General features: G+C 37.7%; 17 protein-coding genes. 1 reads left to right on the forward strand and 16 read right to left on the reverse strand.

Features of this window, described 5'->3' with window-relative positions:
* The first annotated feature begins 22 nt into the window (after positions 1–22).
* Positions 23–1,189 carry a tyrosine-type recombinase/integrase gene (locus tag HMPREF2571_RS00565; RefSeq protein WP_070846962.1) on the forward strand — a complete coding sequence of 389 codons (1,167 nt, stop codon included), beginning with the start codon at positions 23–25 and terminating at the stop codon, positions 1,187–1,189.
* Between the two features lie 95 nt (positions 1,190–1,284).
* Here HMPREF2571_RS00565 and rpsD read toward each other — a convergent pair whose 3' ends face one another.
* From rpsD to HMPREF2571_RS00645, 16 genes are all read right to left on the reverse strand, one after another.
* Positions 1,285–1,896, reverse strand: a complete 612-nt coding sequence (rpsD, locus tag HMPREF2571_RS00570; protein WP_002885833.1) for a 30S ribosomal protein S4 — start codon at positions 1,894–1,896, stop codon at positions 1,285–1,287.
* Between the two features lie 197 nt (positions 1,897–2,093).
* On the reverse strand, positions 2,094–2,396 hold the full coding sequence (locus HMPREF2571_RS00575; protein WP_002885699.1) for a Veg family protein: 303 nt from the start codon (positions 2,394–2,396) through the stop codon (positions 2,094–2,096).
* Between the two features lie 29 nt (positions 2,397–2,425).
* Positions 2,426–3,787, reverse strand: a complete 1,362-nt coding sequence (gene dnaB, locus HMPREF2571_RS00580) for a replicative DNA helicase (protein WP_002885809.1) — start codon at positions 3,785–3,787, stop codon at positions 2,426–2,428.
* Positions 3,788–3,830: 43 nt separating this feature from the next.
* A complete protein-coding gene (rplI, locus tag HMPREF2571_RS00585; RefSeq protein ID WP_002885729.1) occupies positions 3,831–4,289 on the reverse strand; it encodes a 50S ribosomal protein L9 in 459 nt (152 codons plus the stop codon).
* A 1-nt stretch (position 4,290) separates the two neighbouring features.
* Positions 4,291–6,255, reverse strand: coding sequence for a DHH family phosphoesterase (locus tag HMPREF2571_RS00590; RefSeq protein ID WP_013991330.1), 1,965 nt, complete (start codon positions 6,253–6,255; stop codon positions 4,291–4,293).
* 73 nt (positions 6,256–6,328) lie between these two features.
* On the reverse strand, positions 6,329–8,230 hold the full coding sequence (gene mnmG, locus HMPREF2571_RS00595; RefSeq protein WP_002885840.1) for a tRNA uridine-5-carboxymethylaminomethyl(34) synthesis enzyme MnmG: 1,902 nt from the start codon (positions 8,228–8,230) through the stop codon (positions 6,329–6,331).
* A gap of 177 nt (positions 8,231–8,407) precedes the next feature.
* The gene (locus tag HMPREF2571_RS00600; protein ID WP_002887106.1) at positions 8,408–9,022 is read right to left on the reverse strand and encodes a MarC family protein; all 615 of its coding nucleotides are present in this window, start codon (positions 9,020–9,022) and stop codon (positions 8,408–8,410) included.
* Between the two features lie 19 nt (positions 9,023–9,041).
* On the reverse strand, positions 9,042–10,163 hold the full coding sequence (gene mnmA / locus HMPREF2571_RS00605; protein ID WP_070846965.1) for a tRNA 2-thiouridine(34) synthase MnmA: 1,122 nt from the start codon (positions 10,161–10,163) through the stop codon (positions 9,042–9,044).
* Positions 10,164–10,307: 144 nt separating this feature from the next.
* Positions 10,308–12,017 carry a glycosyltransferase family protein gene (locus HMPREF2571_RS00610; protein WP_070846967.1) on the reverse strand — a complete coding sequence of 570 codons (1,710 nt, stop codon included), beginning with the start codon at positions 12,015–12,017 and terminating at the stop codon, positions 10,308–10,310.
* Between the two features lie 129 nt (positions 12,018–12,146).
* Positions 12,147–12,845: a transglycosylase SLT domain-containing protein gene (locus tag HMPREF2571_RS00615; protein ID WP_002887109.1), complete on the reverse strand. Its 699-nt coding sequence runs from the start codon at positions 12,843–12,845 to the stop codon at positions 12,147–12,149.
* Between the two features lie 183 nt (positions 12,846–13,028).
* A complete protein-coding gene (locus tag HMPREF2571_RS00620) occupies positions 13,029–13,610 on the reverse strand; it encodes an aggregation-promoting factor (protein WP_070846969.1) in 582 nt (193 codons plus the stop codon).
* Positions 13,611–13,910: 300 nt separating this feature from the next.
* Positions 13,911–14,705: an energy-coupling factor transporter transmembrane component T family protein gene (locus HMPREF2571_RS00625; RefSeq protein ID WP_070846971.1), complete on the reverse strand. Its 795-nt coding sequence runs from the start codon at positions 14,703–14,705 to the stop codon at positions 13,911–13,913.
* The gene (locus HMPREF2571_RS00630) at positions 14,698–15,540 is read right to left on the reverse strand and encodes an energy-coupling factor transporter ATPase (protein WP_014632481.1); all 843 of its coding nucleotides are present in this window, start codon (positions 15,538–15,540) and stop codon (positions 14,698–14,700) included. The genes HMPREF2571_RS00625 and HMPREF2571_RS00630 overlap by 8 nt, the downstream gene beginning before the upstream one ends.
* Entirely contained in the window at positions 15,516–16,346 is an 831-nt protein-coding gene (locus HMPREF2571_RS00635) for an energy-coupling factor ABC transporter ATP-binding protein (RefSeq protein WP_048790841.1), read from the reverse strand. The genes HMPREF2571_RS00630 and HMPREF2571_RS00635 overlap by 25 nt, the downstream gene beginning before the upstream one ends.
* 12 nt (positions 16,347–16,358) lie before the next feature.
* Positions 16,359–16,901 (reverse strand): CDP-diacylglycerol--glycerol-3-phosphate 3-phosphatidyltransferase, encoded by a 543-nt coding sequence (gene pgsA / locus HMPREF2571_RS00640; RefSeq protein ID WP_002885640.1) that lies wholly within the window; start codon positions 16,899–16,901, stop codon positions 16,359–16,361.
* Between the two features lie 12 nt (positions 16,902–16,913).
* Positions 16,914–17,771: a helix-turn-helix domain-containing protein gene (locus HMPREF2571_RS00645; protein ID WP_070846973.1), complete on the reverse strand. Its 858-nt coding sequence runs from the start codon at positions 17,769–17,771 to the stop codon at positions 16,914–16,916.
* Positions 17,772–17,804 lie beyond the last annotated feature (33 nt).

The raw sequence follows: 17,804 nt of genomic DNA on the forward strand, positions 1-17,804 counted from the left end.
CTGATGTTTAGAAAGGTTTATCATGAAATTAAAACAAATTACTAAGAAAGACGGTTCTACCGTTTATCGCTCAACTATTTATCTAGGTATAGACCAAGTAACAGGAAAAAAGGTAAAAACTAGCATAACAGGACGAACTCAAAAAGAGGTCAAACAGAAATCTCAGCAAGCTATTACAACATTCAGAGAAAATGGCTCTACCAGAGTTCAAGCCTCAACCATTACTACATATAAAGAACTGGCAAACCTCTGGTGGGAAAGCTACAAACATACTGTGAAGCCAAATACTCAGGACTATACAAGAAAGGTACTTAATACACATATTCTGCCACTCTTTGGTGATTATAAGCTAAACAAACTGACAACACCACTCATTCAGTCAATTATCAATAAGATAGCAGAAAAAACTAATAAAGGAGAACCTGGAGCATATCTCCATTATGACAAAATACACGCTTTAAACAAACGTATTTTACAGTATGGTGTAGTTATGCAAGCTTTACCATTTAACCCAGCTCGTGAGGTTATATTACCCCGAAACAGTCAAAAATCAAAGCATCAAAAGATTAAGCATTTTGATAATCAAGAACTAAAGACTTTCCTTGATTACCTAAATAGCTTAGATAGTAACAAATACCGTCTATATTATGAAGTAACACTATACAAATTTCTACTTGCCACTGGTTGCCGTATCAATGAAGCACTAGCTCTGTCATGGTCTGATATAGACTTTGATAATGCTATTGTCCATATTACTAAGACACTTAACTATAAGCAGGAAATTAATAGCCCTAAATCACACTCAAGCTATCGAGATATAGATATAGATATCCAGACCATAAATATGCTAAGACAGTACAAACTACGACAAACACAAGAGGCTTGGAAATTAGGGCGTTCGGAAATGGTAGTGTTTTCTGACTTTATTCATGAGTATCCAAATAACAGAACACTTCAAACTAGGTTAAGAACTCATTTCAAACACGCTAAAGTCAATAATATAGGCTTTCATGGTTTCCGACATACTCATGCTAGTTTACTGCTAAACTCTGGAATTCCTTACAAGGAACTACAGCACCGTTTAGGTCATTCTCAACTATCTATGACCATGGATATCTATAGTCACCTTTCTAAAGAAAATGCTAAAAAAGCTGTCTCCTATTTTGAAACAGCTCTAGAAAATCTTTAGAGGGGGAATAAAAAGGGGAATAAATTCAGAAATAATATTTTAGAACAAACAAAAAAGCCCATAACAACGGGCTTTTCGATATAATAATCTTAAAATTAAAGCATTTTGTTGTAGAATTCAACGACAAGTGCTTCGTTGATTTCTGGGTTGATTTCATCACGTTCTGGAAGACGTGTCAATGAACCTTCAAGTTTTTCAGCATCGAATGATACAAATGCTGGACGTCCGATAGTAGCTTCTACTGCTTCAAGGATAGCAGGAACTTTAGCTGATTTTTCACGAACTGAGATTACTTGACCAACTTCAACGCGGTATGATGGGATATCAACACGTTTACCGTCAACAAGGATGTGACCGTGGTTTACGAATTGACGTGCTTGACGACGAGTAGTTGCAAGACCGAGACGGTAAACAACGTTGTCAAGACGACGTTCCAAAAGAACCATAAAGTTGAAACCAAGTGTTCCACCTTTAACTTTAGTAGCTTGTACGAACAAGTTACGGAATTGTTTTTCACCCAAACCGTATGAGAAACGAAGTTTTTGTTTCTCAGCCAATTGCAAACCGTACTCTGAAAGTTTTGAACGGTTGTTTGGACCGTGTTGACCTGGTACGTAGTTACGACGTGCCAATTCTTTACCTGTGCCTGTAAGTGAGAAACCAAGGCGACGTGATTGTTTCCATGATGGACCTGTATAACGTGACATTAATAATGTCCTCCTATAAAAAATATTTTTAGGAAATAACGTTTTAGATAAACCTGATTCGTTCAGAAAGACTTCGCCCAAACAGCAAAGGTTACTTTTCTAGCCGACTTCCTGTTGACGAGCTTCATTTTATCCTGCTATTATTTCACATACTTTAACATTTTACCACGAAAAAAAGCCCAAGTAAAGGCTTTTTCTTATTTATTTTCGATTTCAGCTTGTTCCTCAGGACTCAAATAACGAATGAGAGTCTTCTCAGTCAAAATATCTGAATAAGTGTAAGATTCAACATAACTATTATTAATAGCTCCTGCTTGAGAACTGAAGTCTTGATATTCAACAATAAACAATGATGGATAAACTTCTGTCAATCGACCAATTTTATTCTTTTCACGTTTACGTCCATTCTCTAGGGTTAATTCTACTAGCTGACCTTCATGTGACTTAATAGCTTCCTTTATGTTTTTCATCTTCGCAACATCTGCAAATGCATCACTCATATGTATATATATCTCCTTAAATCTGAAAATTATGATTCCTCAAACTGAGCAATCGATGAAAATTTATTGTATTCTTTTTGGAATAGTAACTTGACTGTTCCACGCGCACCAGCACGGTTTTTTTCTAGGATAACTTCGATTGTATTATCTTCAATCGCATTCTCTGGTTCTTCACCTTCTTTTCGGTAGTAATCATCACGATATAAGAAGGCTACAATATCGGCATCCTGCTCGATAGATCCTGACTCACGAATATCAGACAAGACTGGACGTTTATCCTGACGTTGTTCAACCCCACGAGATAACTGACTCAAGGCAATTACAGGAACTTTAAGCTCCTTGGCCAGAATTTTTAACTGTCTTGAAATATCTGAAACCTCTTGTTGGCGATTTTCTGGTCGCGTCCCTGTAATCAACTGCAAATAGTCGATCACAATAAGACCGAGACCACCCTCTACTTCTTGTGACAATTTACGGGACCGTGCACGAATCTCAGTAATCTTTATACCAGGGGTATCATCTATATAAATAGGTGCCTCAGCCAATGCCCCTTGAGCAATCATCACATTATTCCAATCTTGCTCTGTCAATTGACCTGTACGTAAAGCATGGGAATCAATCATCCCTTCAGCTGCCAACATACGATCAACCAAGCTTTCTGCCCCCATCTCTAGTGAAAAGACTGCAACAGCTTTATTTTGCTTGGTGCCAACATTCTGAGCAATGTTCAACACAAAGGCCGTTTTACCAACTGCGGGACGAGCTGCTAAAATAATTAATTGATCAGGGTGTAAACCTGTTGTAATCTTGTCAAGGTCACGGAAACCTGTTGGTAACCCAGTAACATCTGATGTTTGCTGTGAACGCATCTCCAAAGTATTAAAATTGACATCAAGAACTTCAGATATTTTGCGGAAACCACTACGATTGCTATGCTCTGAAACATCAACTAGGGCTTTCTCAGCATTCGCAATAATTTCATCCGATTCAGTTGCACCCTCATATGCTTGGTTGACAGTCTCTGTCAATCTATTTATAATACGGCGAAGCATGGCTTTCTCAGCCACAATCTTAGCATAATACTCAGCATTTGCGGATGTTGGGACACTATTGACCAAATCTACAAGATAAGAAATACCCCCTATATTTTGGAGGTCATCTTGGTCATCTAGAATGGTGCGTACTGTCGTGGCATCAATGGCATCATTTCGATCCGACAGCGTTACCATTGCTTTAAAAATGACACGATGGGAATACTTGTAAAAGTCGTCTGCTTCGATAAATTCTCGAACTGTAATCAACTTTTCCGGGTTAATGAAAATAGCCCCTAGAACAGACTGTTCCGCTACTAAATCATGAGGTTGCACTCTTAATTCTTGAGCTTCTGCCACAATTATTCCCTCCTTTACAAGATTTACTTATAGTGTCAACGAATTACTCAGCACTATTTTTGATGTTAAGTTTAATTTGTGCACTCACTTCTTTATGAAGCTTTACAGGAACCTCAATTAGACCAATCGCACGAATAGGATGTTCAAGTTCAATATGGCGTTTATCAACTTTGATACCAAATTGTTTTTGAAGTCCTTCTGCAATCTTTTTGGCTGTAATTGAACCAAAAGTACGTCCGTCTGGTCCGACCTTCTCAGTAAATTGAAGACGATTTTCTTCTTTTTCAAGTTGCTCTTTAACTTGCTTCGCTTCAGCCAACAACTCTGCTGCATGTTTTTCTTCAGATTTTTGCTTACCTTTCAACTCACCGATAGCTTGGTTTGTCGCTTCCTTGGCAAGATTCTTTTTAATCAAGAAGTTTTGAGCGTAACCTGATGGTACTTCTTTAATTTCGCCTTTTTTACCTTTACCTTTAACGTCTTGTAAGAAAATAACTTTCATTTTAGTCCTCCTTGGGAGCCAATTCTCCCATAATAGTTTCAATCAATTTATTTTTTGCTTGAGCAACACTACAGTCTCGCAATTGGCAGGCCGCTAAGTTGAAATGGCCTCCACCACCCATTTTCTCCATAATACGTTGTACATTAATCGTTTTATGGCTTCGAGCAGATATATTCACAGTAGAATCACTGGTCCTAGCGACAACAAAAGTTGCTTCGATACCTGCCATGGCAAGCATCGTATCTGCTGCCTTAGAAATCACAACATTATTATAACATTTAGGATTATCACCTGAGGCAACAATGATATCATCTGTAATACGTTCACCTGCTAGAATTAGCTCATTGATACGTCGATACTCTTCAAAATCAGTAGCAGAGATCGTTTGGATTTCTCCACTATCACTTCCTAAACTACGCAGATAAGAGGCGACATCAAAGGTTCGACTAGTCACACGAGTTGAGAAATTTTTAGTATCCAACATGATACCTGCCATAAGGATAGAGGCTTGGATTTTACTCAAACGTTCTGGGGCACCTTGGAATTGCAACAACTCCGTAACCAATTCACAAGCTGAGCTCGCCCCACTTTCAATAAAGGTCAAAACAGCATTTTCAGGAAAATCATCATCTCGACGGTGATGGTCTACGACAATAACTTCATTAAATCGATCATAAAAATCCTTAGATAAAGTTAAATTGATTTTAGAATGGTCAACCATAATTAGTAACGAATGTTGGTTGACTAGCTCCTCAGCCTCTGAAAGTGTAATAAGAGGTGACTGACCATCTTCTTTTAAACGTTCGACTGCACGCTCAATATCTGCATTCATAGCCGTATCATCGTAAACAGCATAGCTTTTTCGAACAATTTGACTGGCAAAATGAGCCATACCGACCGTTGCCCCTAGAGCATCCATATCGAGATTCTTATGTCCGACAACAAACACTTTTTCGACTGTTTTCAACTTATCAGAGATTGCAGTCATCATGGCCCTTGTTCTTGTACGAGAACGTTTTACTGTTGAAACAGAACCTCCTCCAAAATAAAGAAGTTCCTTGTGATCATCGTTTTCCTTGACAACAGCTTGATCTCCACCGCGAACTAGTGCGATATTCAGATTCTGCAAGGCAACCTGACCGATTTGATCATGCTTAAGCGTACCAAATGAAATTCCCATGCTCAAAGTCAGTGGTAATCCACGCTCCTGAGCCTGCTGACGGAAGTCATCCAAGACTGAAAACTTTTGATCCATGAATTCTGTCAAAACACTGTAGTTGGTGAAGAAATAAAAACGATCGCCTTCAATACGTCGATAATGAATATGCTTGGCCTTAGCAAACTCAGAAATAAACCCTGCCACAAATGTATTGATTTTTGAAACATCGGCATCGGGTAAACTTCCCGTCACATCGTCATAGTTATCAACTGAAATAATCCCGATAACAGGACGAGTCATATTTGGATCAGCATTTTCATCTTGATCATAAACATTGTCAATAAAATATGTCAACTTATTGTCAAAATCCACAAAAGCGGCATATTTATTGTCACCAACGGTTATCACATTCGAAGGGGAACCTTTTCGTTTCTGGGAAATAAAATCCGCAATCAACTGTTTATTGAAATTTCCATTTTCATCCGAAAGTACTAGCTTCGCATAGGGGTTGAACCATTCAATATGATCGTTCTCATCAAAAGTAATAACCCCAACAGGCATCTTTCCGAGAAGAGTCTTTAAAGAATCTTCAACATCCTGATTCAGTTCATCTAATTGCTCTATTTCCAAGGACTCATATGTTGTCTTTTGGTAATGCAATAAGGCAACAACTACTACCATAATAATAAAAAGCGCAAAAATGAGTGCAGACTCCGATTTTAGTACGCGAACAAAAATAGTAGCAATTCCAAAAAGAATTAGCCCAATCATTACAAGATGAATCGTTGCAAAGTGAAATCTTTTCATATAAAACCTCTTAATCTAACAATTATAACATAAAAAAGCCTTAATTAAAAGGCTTTTAAACGTGTTAGCACCGTTAGTCTACTTTCCTGCGGGCCTTATTATTACCTTCAAGATAAACCATCAGAATTGAGATATCTGCTGGGTTGACCCCTGAAATACGACTCGCTTGACCAATGGTCTCAGGATTGATTTTCTTAAATTTTTGACGAGCTTCGGTAGCAATGGAATCAATAGCATCCCAATCAATATTTTTTGGAATCCTCTTTTCTTCCATACGTTTCATCTTAGCTACTTGATCCAAAGCTTTATTAATATAACCTTCATACTTGATTTCGGTCTCAAGCAACTCTATAATCTTAGCGTCCAAATCTTCTGCAGCTGGGCCCACAAACTGAGTAGCTGTGGCGTAATCAATCTCTGGTCTACGCATAAACTCTTTAGCTGTCATGGCATCTGTCAATGGCTTAAAGCCTAGAGCTTGAATTTTTTCATTCGTTTCTTTAATAGGTTTTAATTTTTCTTTTGACAGACGTGTCAACTCGCTGTCAAACTGATTTTTCTTAATTTCAAAGATACTCCAACGTTCATCGTCAACCAAACCAACTTCTCGACCAATAGGTGTCAAGCGCATGTCAGCATTATCATGACGTAATATGAGACGATACTCTGCGCGTGATGTCAATAAACGATATGGCTCCAAGGTTCCTTTTGTGACAAGATCGTCAATCATTACACCAATATAGGCATCACTACGTTTGAGAATAAGTTCAGGTTTACCTTGAACTTTAAGAGCCGCATTGATACCAGCAACTAGACCTTGACCTGCTGCCTCCTCGTATCCAGAAGTTCCGTTGGTCTGTCCTGCTGTAAAGAGACCTGAAATCAACTTCGTTTCAAGTGTTGCACGTAGTTGATGAGGGAGCACGATATCATATTCAATCGCATAACCAGTTCGCATCATCTCTGCCTTTTCGAGACCTTTAATTGAGTGAATCAACTCTTTTTGAACATCTTCTGGCAGACTAGTTGACAGGCCTTGCACATAGACTTCCTCAGTCTCTCTTCCTTCAGGTTCAAGGAAAAGTTGATGGCGATTCTTATCGGCAAATCGGACAATTTTATCTTCGATTGATGGACAATAACGAGGTCCTACACCCTTGACAATACCTGAAAACATTGGGGCACGGTGTAAATTGTTATTGATAATATCGTGGCTCTCTTGATTCGTATAAGTTAGCCAACAAGGAATTTGATCCTGAAGATAATCTTCATCCTTCGACAAGAATGAAAAATGATTCGGCTTTTCGTCACCTGGTTGAATTTCAGTTTCTTCATAATTAATTGATGATGCCTTGACACGAGGAGGGGTACCTGTTTTAAATCTTCCTATTTCAAGGCCAAGATCCCTCAAGTTATCTGCCAATGTAACAGATGCAAGACTGTTATTAGGACCTGAAGAATATTTGAGCTCACCTAGGATAATTTCACCACGCAAAGCTGTTCCTGTTGTGACAACAACCGCTTTAGCTCCATATTTTTGATTTGTGGCTGTTCTTACACCAACTACCTTACCATCTTCAACAAGAATTTCATCAACCATGGACTGACGGAGAGTCAGGTTTTCCTGACGCTCAACTGTATGCTTCATTGTCATAGCATACAAGGCTTTATCGGCTTGTGCACGTAAAGCTCTGACAGCAGGTCCCTTACCGGTATTCAACATTTTCATCTGAATATAAGTTTTATCAATATTTTTACCCATCTCTCCACCAAGGGCATCAATCTCACGGACAACAATCCCCTTGGCAGATCCCCCAATAGAAGGATTACATGGCATAAAAGCCAACATCTCTAGGTTAATAGTCGCTAATAAAACCTTACATCCCATGCGGGCTGCAGCTAAGCTAGCTTCCACACCAGCGTGACCAGCACCAACAACAATTACATCAAAATTTTCATCAAACTCGTAAGACATTTTTTAGATTTATGCAGTGATTTACAATCAGCTGCCCATCCTTTCTTTGTTTTTTCCTACAAAAATAGCCAAAACTCCAGAAAACTGTACGCAAAAACGCACAATTCTCATGAGCTTTGACCATCATGACTATTGTTAAAATTATTTTATCAAATCAAATCATTTTGTCAATGCAAATCACTGTTTGAGCAAGGTCTGCACACTGACGATAATCATCTGTATACCTATGGAGAATAGTAAAAGTCCCATCATTTTCGTTATAATTTTCATCAAATTTTCTCCCAAGAAGCCTGCAATTTGTTTTGCACTTCTTAACAGGAGATAAGTGATGACACATAGTAGAGCAAAAGCAACTACGGTTATCAGTTGATTCTGCAAACCTCCATTAGCCAGACTTAAAGCAGTTGTAATTGTACCTGGTCCTGCAAAAAGTGGCATTGCAAGAGGAGAAATAGCAATAGACATTGGATCTGAATTTACTGCTTGCTGCTCCATTCCTTTATAGCTAGGTGAATGATTACCATTAATCATATGGTAACCGATAACAGCCACTAATATTCCGCCAGCAATTCTGAAAGAAACAATTGTAATTCCAAATACTTTAAAAATGAAATCTCCTGAAAAGATAAAAACAGTTATAATAACAAAGGCAATCAAAAGACTCCTAAAAGCAATTTTTCGTGAAATTTTTTGACTATCATCTGCTACTAAAGCCATGTAAGCAGGAAGATTTGAAATTGGGTTCATTATAGCGAAAAATGCCATAAATGCATAAAAAAATTGTGAACTCATCGTTTTTACTCAACTCCAGTTAGATATACTGACAAACTTTTCCGTCTTTATACGCTTGGTCAATAACACCGCCGCCCAAACATTCCTGACCATCATAGAAAACTACGGCTTGACCTGGTGTAATAGCACGCTGAGGTTCAGCAAAAATCACCTCTGCTTTATCACCTTTAACCTTTACAGTAACTTTACTATCAGGTTGACGATAACGGAATTTTGCTGTGCACTCCATTTCAAATTCTTCTGGCATATCTCGAGTAAAGTGAATCATTGAAGCGTCAAGAGAAGTTGACATCAACGACTCATGGTGGAAACCTTGACCCACGTAAAGAATATTTTTAGAAAGATCTTTCCCTACTACAAACCAAGGAGCATTATCTCCGCCTTTTTGGCCACCAATACCCATACCACCACGTTGACCAATAGTGTAATACATGAGTCCGTTGTGTTCGCCCATATCACGACCATCGACAGTCATCATACGACCTTTTTGAGCTGGTAAGTATTGACTAAGAAACTCTTTAAAGTTTTTCTCACCAATAAAACATATTCCTGTTGAATCTTTTTTCTTGGCTGTTGCAAGACCTGTACGTTCAGCAATCTCACGAACTTCTGGCTTTTGTAGATGTCCTAAAGGAAACATCGTTTTCTGCAACTGCTCTTGCGAAAGTTGACTAAGGAAGTAGGTTTGATCTTTATTGTTATCTGCACCACGCAACATATGGACAATGCCGTCTTCATCGCGAACAACTTGAGCGTAATGTCCTGTAGCCACATAATCCGCTCCCAATGTCATCGCATAATCTAAGAAAGCCTTAAACTTGATTTCCTTATTACACATAACGTCTGGATTAGGGGTACGGCCTGCACGGTACTCTGCTAAGAAATACTCAAATACACGATCCCAGTACTCTTTTTCAAAGTTGACAGAGTAATAGGGGATACCAATCTGATCAGCTACTGCTGCTACATCTTTATAATCTTCGGTTGCTGTACACACACCAAATTCATCTGTGTCATCCCAGTTTTTCATGAAAACACCTATTACATCATAACCTTGCTCTTTTAAAAGTAAGGCTGTTACTGATGAATCAACGCCACCACTCATACCGACAACAACACGTGTTTTTGAATTATCAGTCATAGATAACTCCTCCCATCAAATAAAAATTAACATAGACTTGAAGGGTCTAGTTATTCAAATATCGATTTGAAGGTCGATTTTGAAGCGTAAAAGCACGCAAGCTTAATTATATCATGATTAAAGAATAATGCAAAAAGGTTACCACTAGGCAACCTTTTTGATACTTGTTTTCGTGTAAAGCCACTGTAAACCTATTACTCCTACGACTATTATTGGAATCAATAACGCTACAAATAGCCATCCTGGCTCCTTATAACTTAACACAAGTTTATTCTGTCCTTCTTGTGATGAAACGGTCGGTGTACCAATCGTTGACAAGCTATAGTCATCCTTGTCTAGTTCTTTATCATTTAGCGTCAAGATGGAATCTTTATAGACAACTATCGGTAGATTCAGTTCCTCCCCTTCAGCAGCTTGCCAAGTTAATACAAGATTACCATCTTCTAGTAGCTTTTCTGCCTTCTGATTCGTAACGATATTTTCGTAATAAAGATCATAAGTGTTCTGCTTACCTATTGTCCCATAAATAGGTACGTAATCTGGTGTGGGTTTGACAACTAAATTTAAAAACTGTGACAAGTCACTGTCATTCATGGTAAGACTTATCGTCTGATAATCTCCTTCAACGTAAGTATGTTTAACAATGGAAATAAGTTCACCATCTTGTGCCGCAGTTTTTACACGATCGGTAGTATCCATCATATTCTGAATGAGACCAACACCCGCAAAAGCAAAGAGTAAAACAGCAATACTTTTTCGCCAGTTTACAAATCGAGTGACCGTTAACCCCGTAATTGCTAAAAGTAAAATAGTGGCAGGAACAAAGAATCTAAATGGAAATTGAATCAGTTCAGCAAATGTATTTCCATTTTCTACTAGATACTGCCACGGAAAAAGACCTGTCGATAAGAAGAAGAAAATAAAATAAATAAAGTGCAGTATTTTTTTCCATCTAGCAAATTTCTTCCAATTCAAAACAGCGTAAAGAAACTGTAAAATGAGTAACACCATTAATGAAATTGGGGTATATAGCCAGTATCTTGCTGTCCCATCTATCCCATTCTTACCAATTTCTCTATTTATAAATGGATCTAAGAGATGATTAGTCCCTCTCAAATATAGGAGTACTAACCAGACATTGACAGTCAGTAAGAGGAACAGAATGACTGCTATACCTACTTGAACGAAGGTTTCCTTTTTCTTAGCGATAGGAGACTTTACAAAAGTGTAAAGATAAAAAGGAAGATACATCATCACTAATATCAAAGCACTAAGTACGTGAACCTGAAAAATCAATGCTATAGACAAGGCAAGTCTAATTGGTTCTACTTTTTGATAAAAGACATAGTGAATTGCTGGAATAAAACAAAAAGGTAGTAAAGCCGCTCCCCAACTAGAGAAACCCTGACGCATCGTCCAGTATTGGATAGAGAATGTTGTCGCATAGAGTAAACCTAGTGACAAGGCAATGTTTGTCTTAACTTTACACTGCTTGAGCAAGGCATACATTGAGGACTCAGCTAGTATATGTAGTAATACCCTTGATACAATCTGATAACGAAACCAGGTGCCACTTATTAAAATAAGCCCTCCTTGTAAATAGGCAAAAAAAGGACCGTAAAGAGCATTGACAATGCGGCCTGACTGTTGGAATCCATATAAAGATAAAAAGTAAGAAAGGTTACCATTTTTTAGTTGCATAGCAGCTTCATAGAACCTGTTATAGTGAAAGATGGAATCTGAACCTAAAATGACTTTTCTTGTAAATAGTTGTGGTGTAACCAATAATACAGCAAAAGCTATAATAATCAGAGAAACCCACAACTTTTCTCTTGATTTAAAAATTTGTTTCATTGCTATACCTTTCATTCCTATTATAACAAAAAGGCCATACCCTACCTAGTAATAACAAGTAGCTCTATAAAACAGATTACCTACATCCAAATTAAAAAGCTGAGAGTACGCTCCCAACTTCTATTAATATTAGTAATTCCAAGCTGACAAACCTTGTGCGTTATAGGCATTCAAGGCTGATTGAATTTGATCCTCAACTGTTGCAGTAGAGCCCCATCCAGGCATTGTTTGAAAAAGACCTGATGCACCTGAACCATTTGCTGCAGTATGATCACCATTTGACTCACGCGCAATAATTGACTCCCAAGTTGACTGAGGAACACCAGTAGCTGCTGCCATCTGTGCCGCTGCATAGGAACCAACTTCTCCTGCAGTGTTCCCATTTGAGAGAACAACCGACCCGCTACCAGTTGCAGCAACCGAAGGAGCTGTTCCAGTATTTTGAGTCGACGTAGTATCAGTATTCGTTGAAGCAGCGCTTGTAGTAGCAGTATCTGACTGAGACTTTTCAGCTGCTTCTACCGATTCTCCTGTTATTTCTGACTGAGGCTTACTTTCTTCAACATTTTCTTTATTAGCTTTATTCTCTTTACTTGAGCTAATTTCTGTTGATTTAACTAAATCTGCTGTCGATTCTGACGTTGTTGATGCTGTTGAAGGTGCTGGGGTAACAGAATCTGAAAATGCATTAACCAACCCTTTATTAATTAGTGTAGACAGTGATACTGCCAAAATTACAATAAAACTTGTTACAATTGCCACCGATACCGCCAATGATTTCTTCGCTGCTAATTTGATACGGCGTCCCTTATAACTTTTTTTAAACATAAATCCCTCCTAGTTAATTCTAGTTACATTCATCATAACTTAGTAATATTACTGCCGATTATTTGTATTATGTCTAATGTTACAATGATTTATCATTTTAATAAAAAAATGCCAAAAATCTGGCATTTTCCCCTTATTTGTATGAGATTTGACTAGTTTTCCTCATAAGTCAGTAATAATGATTTAGTACCAACCATTAGCATTCCAGAAAGCAAGAGCTGCTGTCCATGAACCATAACGGCTTGCTACATAATTGTCTGCTACCTTCTCTTGATTTTCAGGAGACAAGTCTCCGTTCAAATATGATGATGCTAATTGGTAACGTCCATAATATTGCCCATTTTGAGCTGTATAGCTACCGCTTGACTCACGTTGCGCGATTTCTTCTTTGGCAGCTGCCTCTGAAGAAGAAAGATTTGTATTGGTTGCTTGAGTATCTTCACTTTGTGTAGACTCTGTTGATTGTGTTGATTCAGCAGCTGCTTCTGTTGTAGCTGTTGTAGCTGAAGGTTCTGTAGTCTCTTCAGTTGTTTCATTAATTGTTAAGTTTTGACCAATAGAAATCTTATTGGCGTCTTGAATACCGTTTTTTGAAACGATTTCATCTACGGTCGTACCATTTTTCTTAGCAATAGCTGAAAGTGTATCGCCTTTTTGAACTGTGTAAGTTTCTGCATTAGCTAAAGCTGTTGCCCCAAGTGTTGCTACTGTAACAAGTCCCAAAAGACCTAATTTTTTAGTGTTAGATGTATTCTTTTTTTGCATGATGATGCTCCTTTATCTATTTATAGTCCAATCCATATTAGTCAAAGATTTTAAGTTATTTTATTGTTTATGACTAATAGGTAAATCAACTGGCTTACTCTATATAGGGATTTCTCAATCCAGATTAAGCTGAAGAACTATAACCATGTATCTATGATACCTTGGAAATATAACATCCCCTTGTTAGGGATATTAAAAATATTACAAGTAGGTTGGGATTAGACGAAAAAAGAACGCCTACGTGGGCGTCCATCTAAAACTTCTAGGTCTTAAGACCTAGTTTTTATTTATCTCAACGAATTAACTCTTAAGATAAAAAAGCATTAATCCTAAAGCTAAAATAGCAATAATTGATAAGGTATCTCGACCATTCCATGAAAGTCGACGATATTTTGTTCGTCCTTCACCACCTTGATAGCCTCGTGCTTCCATAGCAATCGCCAGAGCATCTGCTCGTTTAAAGCTTGATGCAAACAAAGGAATTAAAATAGGTATTATTGATCGTACTTTTTGAATAATATTTCCTTCACCAAAGTCAACACCACGCGCCTTTTGAGCATTCATAATACGAGTCGTATCATCCATCAAAGTTGGTACAAAACGTAGACTCAAAGATAGCATTAAACCAATTTCATGTGCTGGCACTTTGAAAACAGTAAAAGGTTTTAAAAGTGATTCAACTGCATCAGATAAACTTAAAGGTGTTGTCGTTAGAGTAAGTAGGGTGGAAAAACTAATAATGAGGATAAATCTAAGGAATATCATCCAACCTTGATTTAAACCGACTTCCGTAATCTTTAAAAAGCCGATAGACCAAAGCACACTCCCTTTTGTATTGAAGAAAACTTGAAATAGGGTAGAAAATAAAATAATCCAAATCATTGGTTTGATTCCACCTAAAAAGAAACCAAGTTTTATTTTAGACAAGAAAACCAAGAAAAGTGTAAATAAAGTTATTACAGCATAAGTTAAGGGATTATTAGCCCAAAAGATAATAACAATATAAATCAGCATAGCTAATAATTTACTTCTAGGGTCTAATCGGTGTATAAAAGAGTCCCCAACAATATAACGTCCAATAATTAACTTATCCATGCGACACCACCTCTACGAATTCCTCGATTGTAATAGGGAGACTTTCAAATTGATAACCTTTTTCTTGTAGCTGTAGCGCAAACTCTGTGATTTTAGGAACACCTAACTGCTTTTCTTTAAGAAAAGTAACCTTTTGAAAAACATCTTTAGGAGCTCCCGACAACACTAGTTGCCCTTTTTCCATAACATTCACAGCTGTCGCATAATCGGCAACATCATCCATCAAGTGAGTAACTAAAACAATCGTCATTCCAGAAAGATGTAACTCCTTAAAGAGAGACATCAATTCCTTCCGGCCCTGTGGATCTAGACCAGCAGTCGGTTCATCCAGCACTAAAATATCTGGTTGCATAGCTAGAATCCCTGCGATGGCAACACGTCGCATTTGTCCCCCTGATAAATCAAAAGGATTCTGTCCATGAAACTCTTCCGGGAGTCCAACTAATTTTAGACTTTCAATAGCACGTTGTTCTGCTTCTTCCTTAGAAACTCCGAAATTTTGAGGTCCAAAGGCAACATCTTCTAAAACAGTTTCTGCAAATAACTGACTTTCTGGAAATTGAAAAACTAAACCTACCTTCTTACGAATTGGTTTTATGTCCTTATTCTTTGATTGACTGGTTATAATCGTATCATCAACGTGAACCTGACCACTAGTGGGTAAATAAAGGCCATTCAAGAGCTGCATAATAGTAGATTTACCACTTCCTGTATGTCCAATAAAGGCCGTATATGAACCATCTTTTATCGTCGTCGTCATATCAAAAAGGGCACGCCCCTCAAAAGGAGTACCCGCTTGATAGATATAACTTACATTTTTGAGAGAGATTCCCATAGTTGTTCTACCAATTCCTTTTCTGTCAGATAGTCTTCACAATCTATCAGACCTTTATTTCTTAGCTTTTGAGTTAATAATGCACTAAAAGGGATATCCAAACCTAAGTCAACCAACTCTGAGCCCCTACTAAATAGTTCACGAGGACTTGAAACAGACTCCACTTTACCTTTTTTCAAAACCAAAACACGGTCACTCAAAGCGACCTCATCGAGATCATGAGTAATTGATAAAACAGTCATTCCGTACTCTTTACGAATAGCTTTAATAGATTGAATCAATTCCTGGCGACCTTCTGGGTCAAGCATGCTGGTTGCCTCATCCAAAATCAAAATAGATGGTCTCATAGCTACAATACCTGCAATAGCCACACGTTGTTTTTGGCCTCCAGATAATCTAGCTGGCTCTCTATCCTTAAATTCTGACATTCCCACAAATTCCAGAGCCTCTTGAACCCTTAAAGCCATTTCTTCATAGGGAACACCTTTATTTTCAAGACCAAAAGCAACATCATCTTCAACAGTTGCCCCAACAAATTGATTATCTGGATTTTGAAAGACCATACCAATCTTATCACGGATATCCCAGACATTGTCTTCTGTTAATTCTTGACCATCAACAATAATCTGCCCAGACTCTGCCACTAATAGTCCGTCAATAAGACGTGCTGTCGTGGATTTTCCAGAACCATTATGCCCTACAATGGATAACCATTCCCCACGTTTCACGTGAAACGATACATCATCAAGAATATAGGATGGTTGATCTTGATGATATTTAAACTTTAAATTTTTTATTTCAATCATTGATTTATCGTACTATTTGAAAGTATCCTTAAATAAGAAACCTGCACCTTTGAAATAATCATAGCCTGAGTAAATTGTAAAGAACAAAGCAATATAAAGCATAATTGTTCCTACAAAATGCAGATGACACAATAATAGAATAATAGATAACATCTGAGTCACTGTCTTAATCTTACCAGGCATAGCTGCAGCGAGAACTGTACCACCGTTCTCCACTAATAAAAGACGAAGACCTGTGACTGCAAGCTCACGACAGATAATAACTGAAACCACCCAGGCTGGCGCTTGATTAATACCGACTAACATAATAAATGCTGACATCACTAGCATCTTATCTGCCAATGGATCTGCAAATTTCCCGAAATTAGTAACAACATGCCATTTTCGTGCCAAATAGCCATCTAAATAATCTGTAATACTGGCAATAGCGAAGACAACCGCCGCAGCAATATGCATGACATTACTTGACGCAAGTGATGTCATCAGTAAAAAGATAGGAATCAAAACAATTCTAGCAAGTGTCAATAAATTAGGTAAATTTTCTTTTTTAAACATTTCTTCTCGATTCTATTGGATTCTTAATGTGAGGTAGCTAGGTGTATTTTTATCTAATTGAGATAAATCAAGTGACTCCCCATTTACCTTTAGAGTTACTTTTGAAGATTGAGCAATAATAATTTGAGTTGGTTTAGTTTTATCAGAAAAATCTAAAGAGTATTTTGAATTTTTCGTTTTTGAAAGGAGGTAACTCTCTGATGTATCTGAGTTATCTACTGAAAACCATGTGTCATCACTATCTTTTGATAACTCCACATCTAAAACTACTGAAGAATTTACATTGGAGAAATCAACCATTAATTGATTGCCTTGAGTTGTCGTTGTAACATTTGCCCCCGAAACGGTAACCTCAGAAATGCTTCGTGACGATTTAGCCTTACTAGCCGTTGACAGATGATTAACTGTAGAGATTGTATTTGGTTTTATCACCTGAGGTTGATTAGAAAGATGTCTAATAATAATATAACCTACTGAACAGATGATAAGTAACGAAACCGCACTAAGCATTAGTAAAGGTAGATAGTTAGACTTTCTTTTTTCTTCACGTTTATGCTTTAAAAAGCGTGACATAGGAGCTTTAGCAGCTAAGGCATCTTCCTTACGTTCAACTGGTTTCTTCTCTTTTTTTAGTTTTTGCTCATTCTGTCTCTGCTCCTCAAACAGACGTTTTCCATCTAAACCAACCGAAGTGGCATACTTTTCAAGCGCCCCTTGCTGAATGTCCTCTGGCAAAGCTTTAAGTTGATCCATTTCCATAGCCAGAAGAAACTGGGCTTCGACTCCAGAAATTTTTTCTACATCATACAAACTTAACTCTTTCTTTATACGCGCTGCACGTAATCGCTCACCTAGAGAGTGTAACTTCATTTTTCCCCTTTCTAATATTCTTCTTTGTTTTCG

Origin of the sequence: Streptococcus sp. HMSC068F04 (assembly GCF_001837455.1) — a bacterium.
GTDB classification, from domain to species: domain Bacteria; phylum Bacillota; class Bacilli; order Lactobacillales; family Streptococcaceae; genus Streptococcus; species Streptococcus salivarius_D.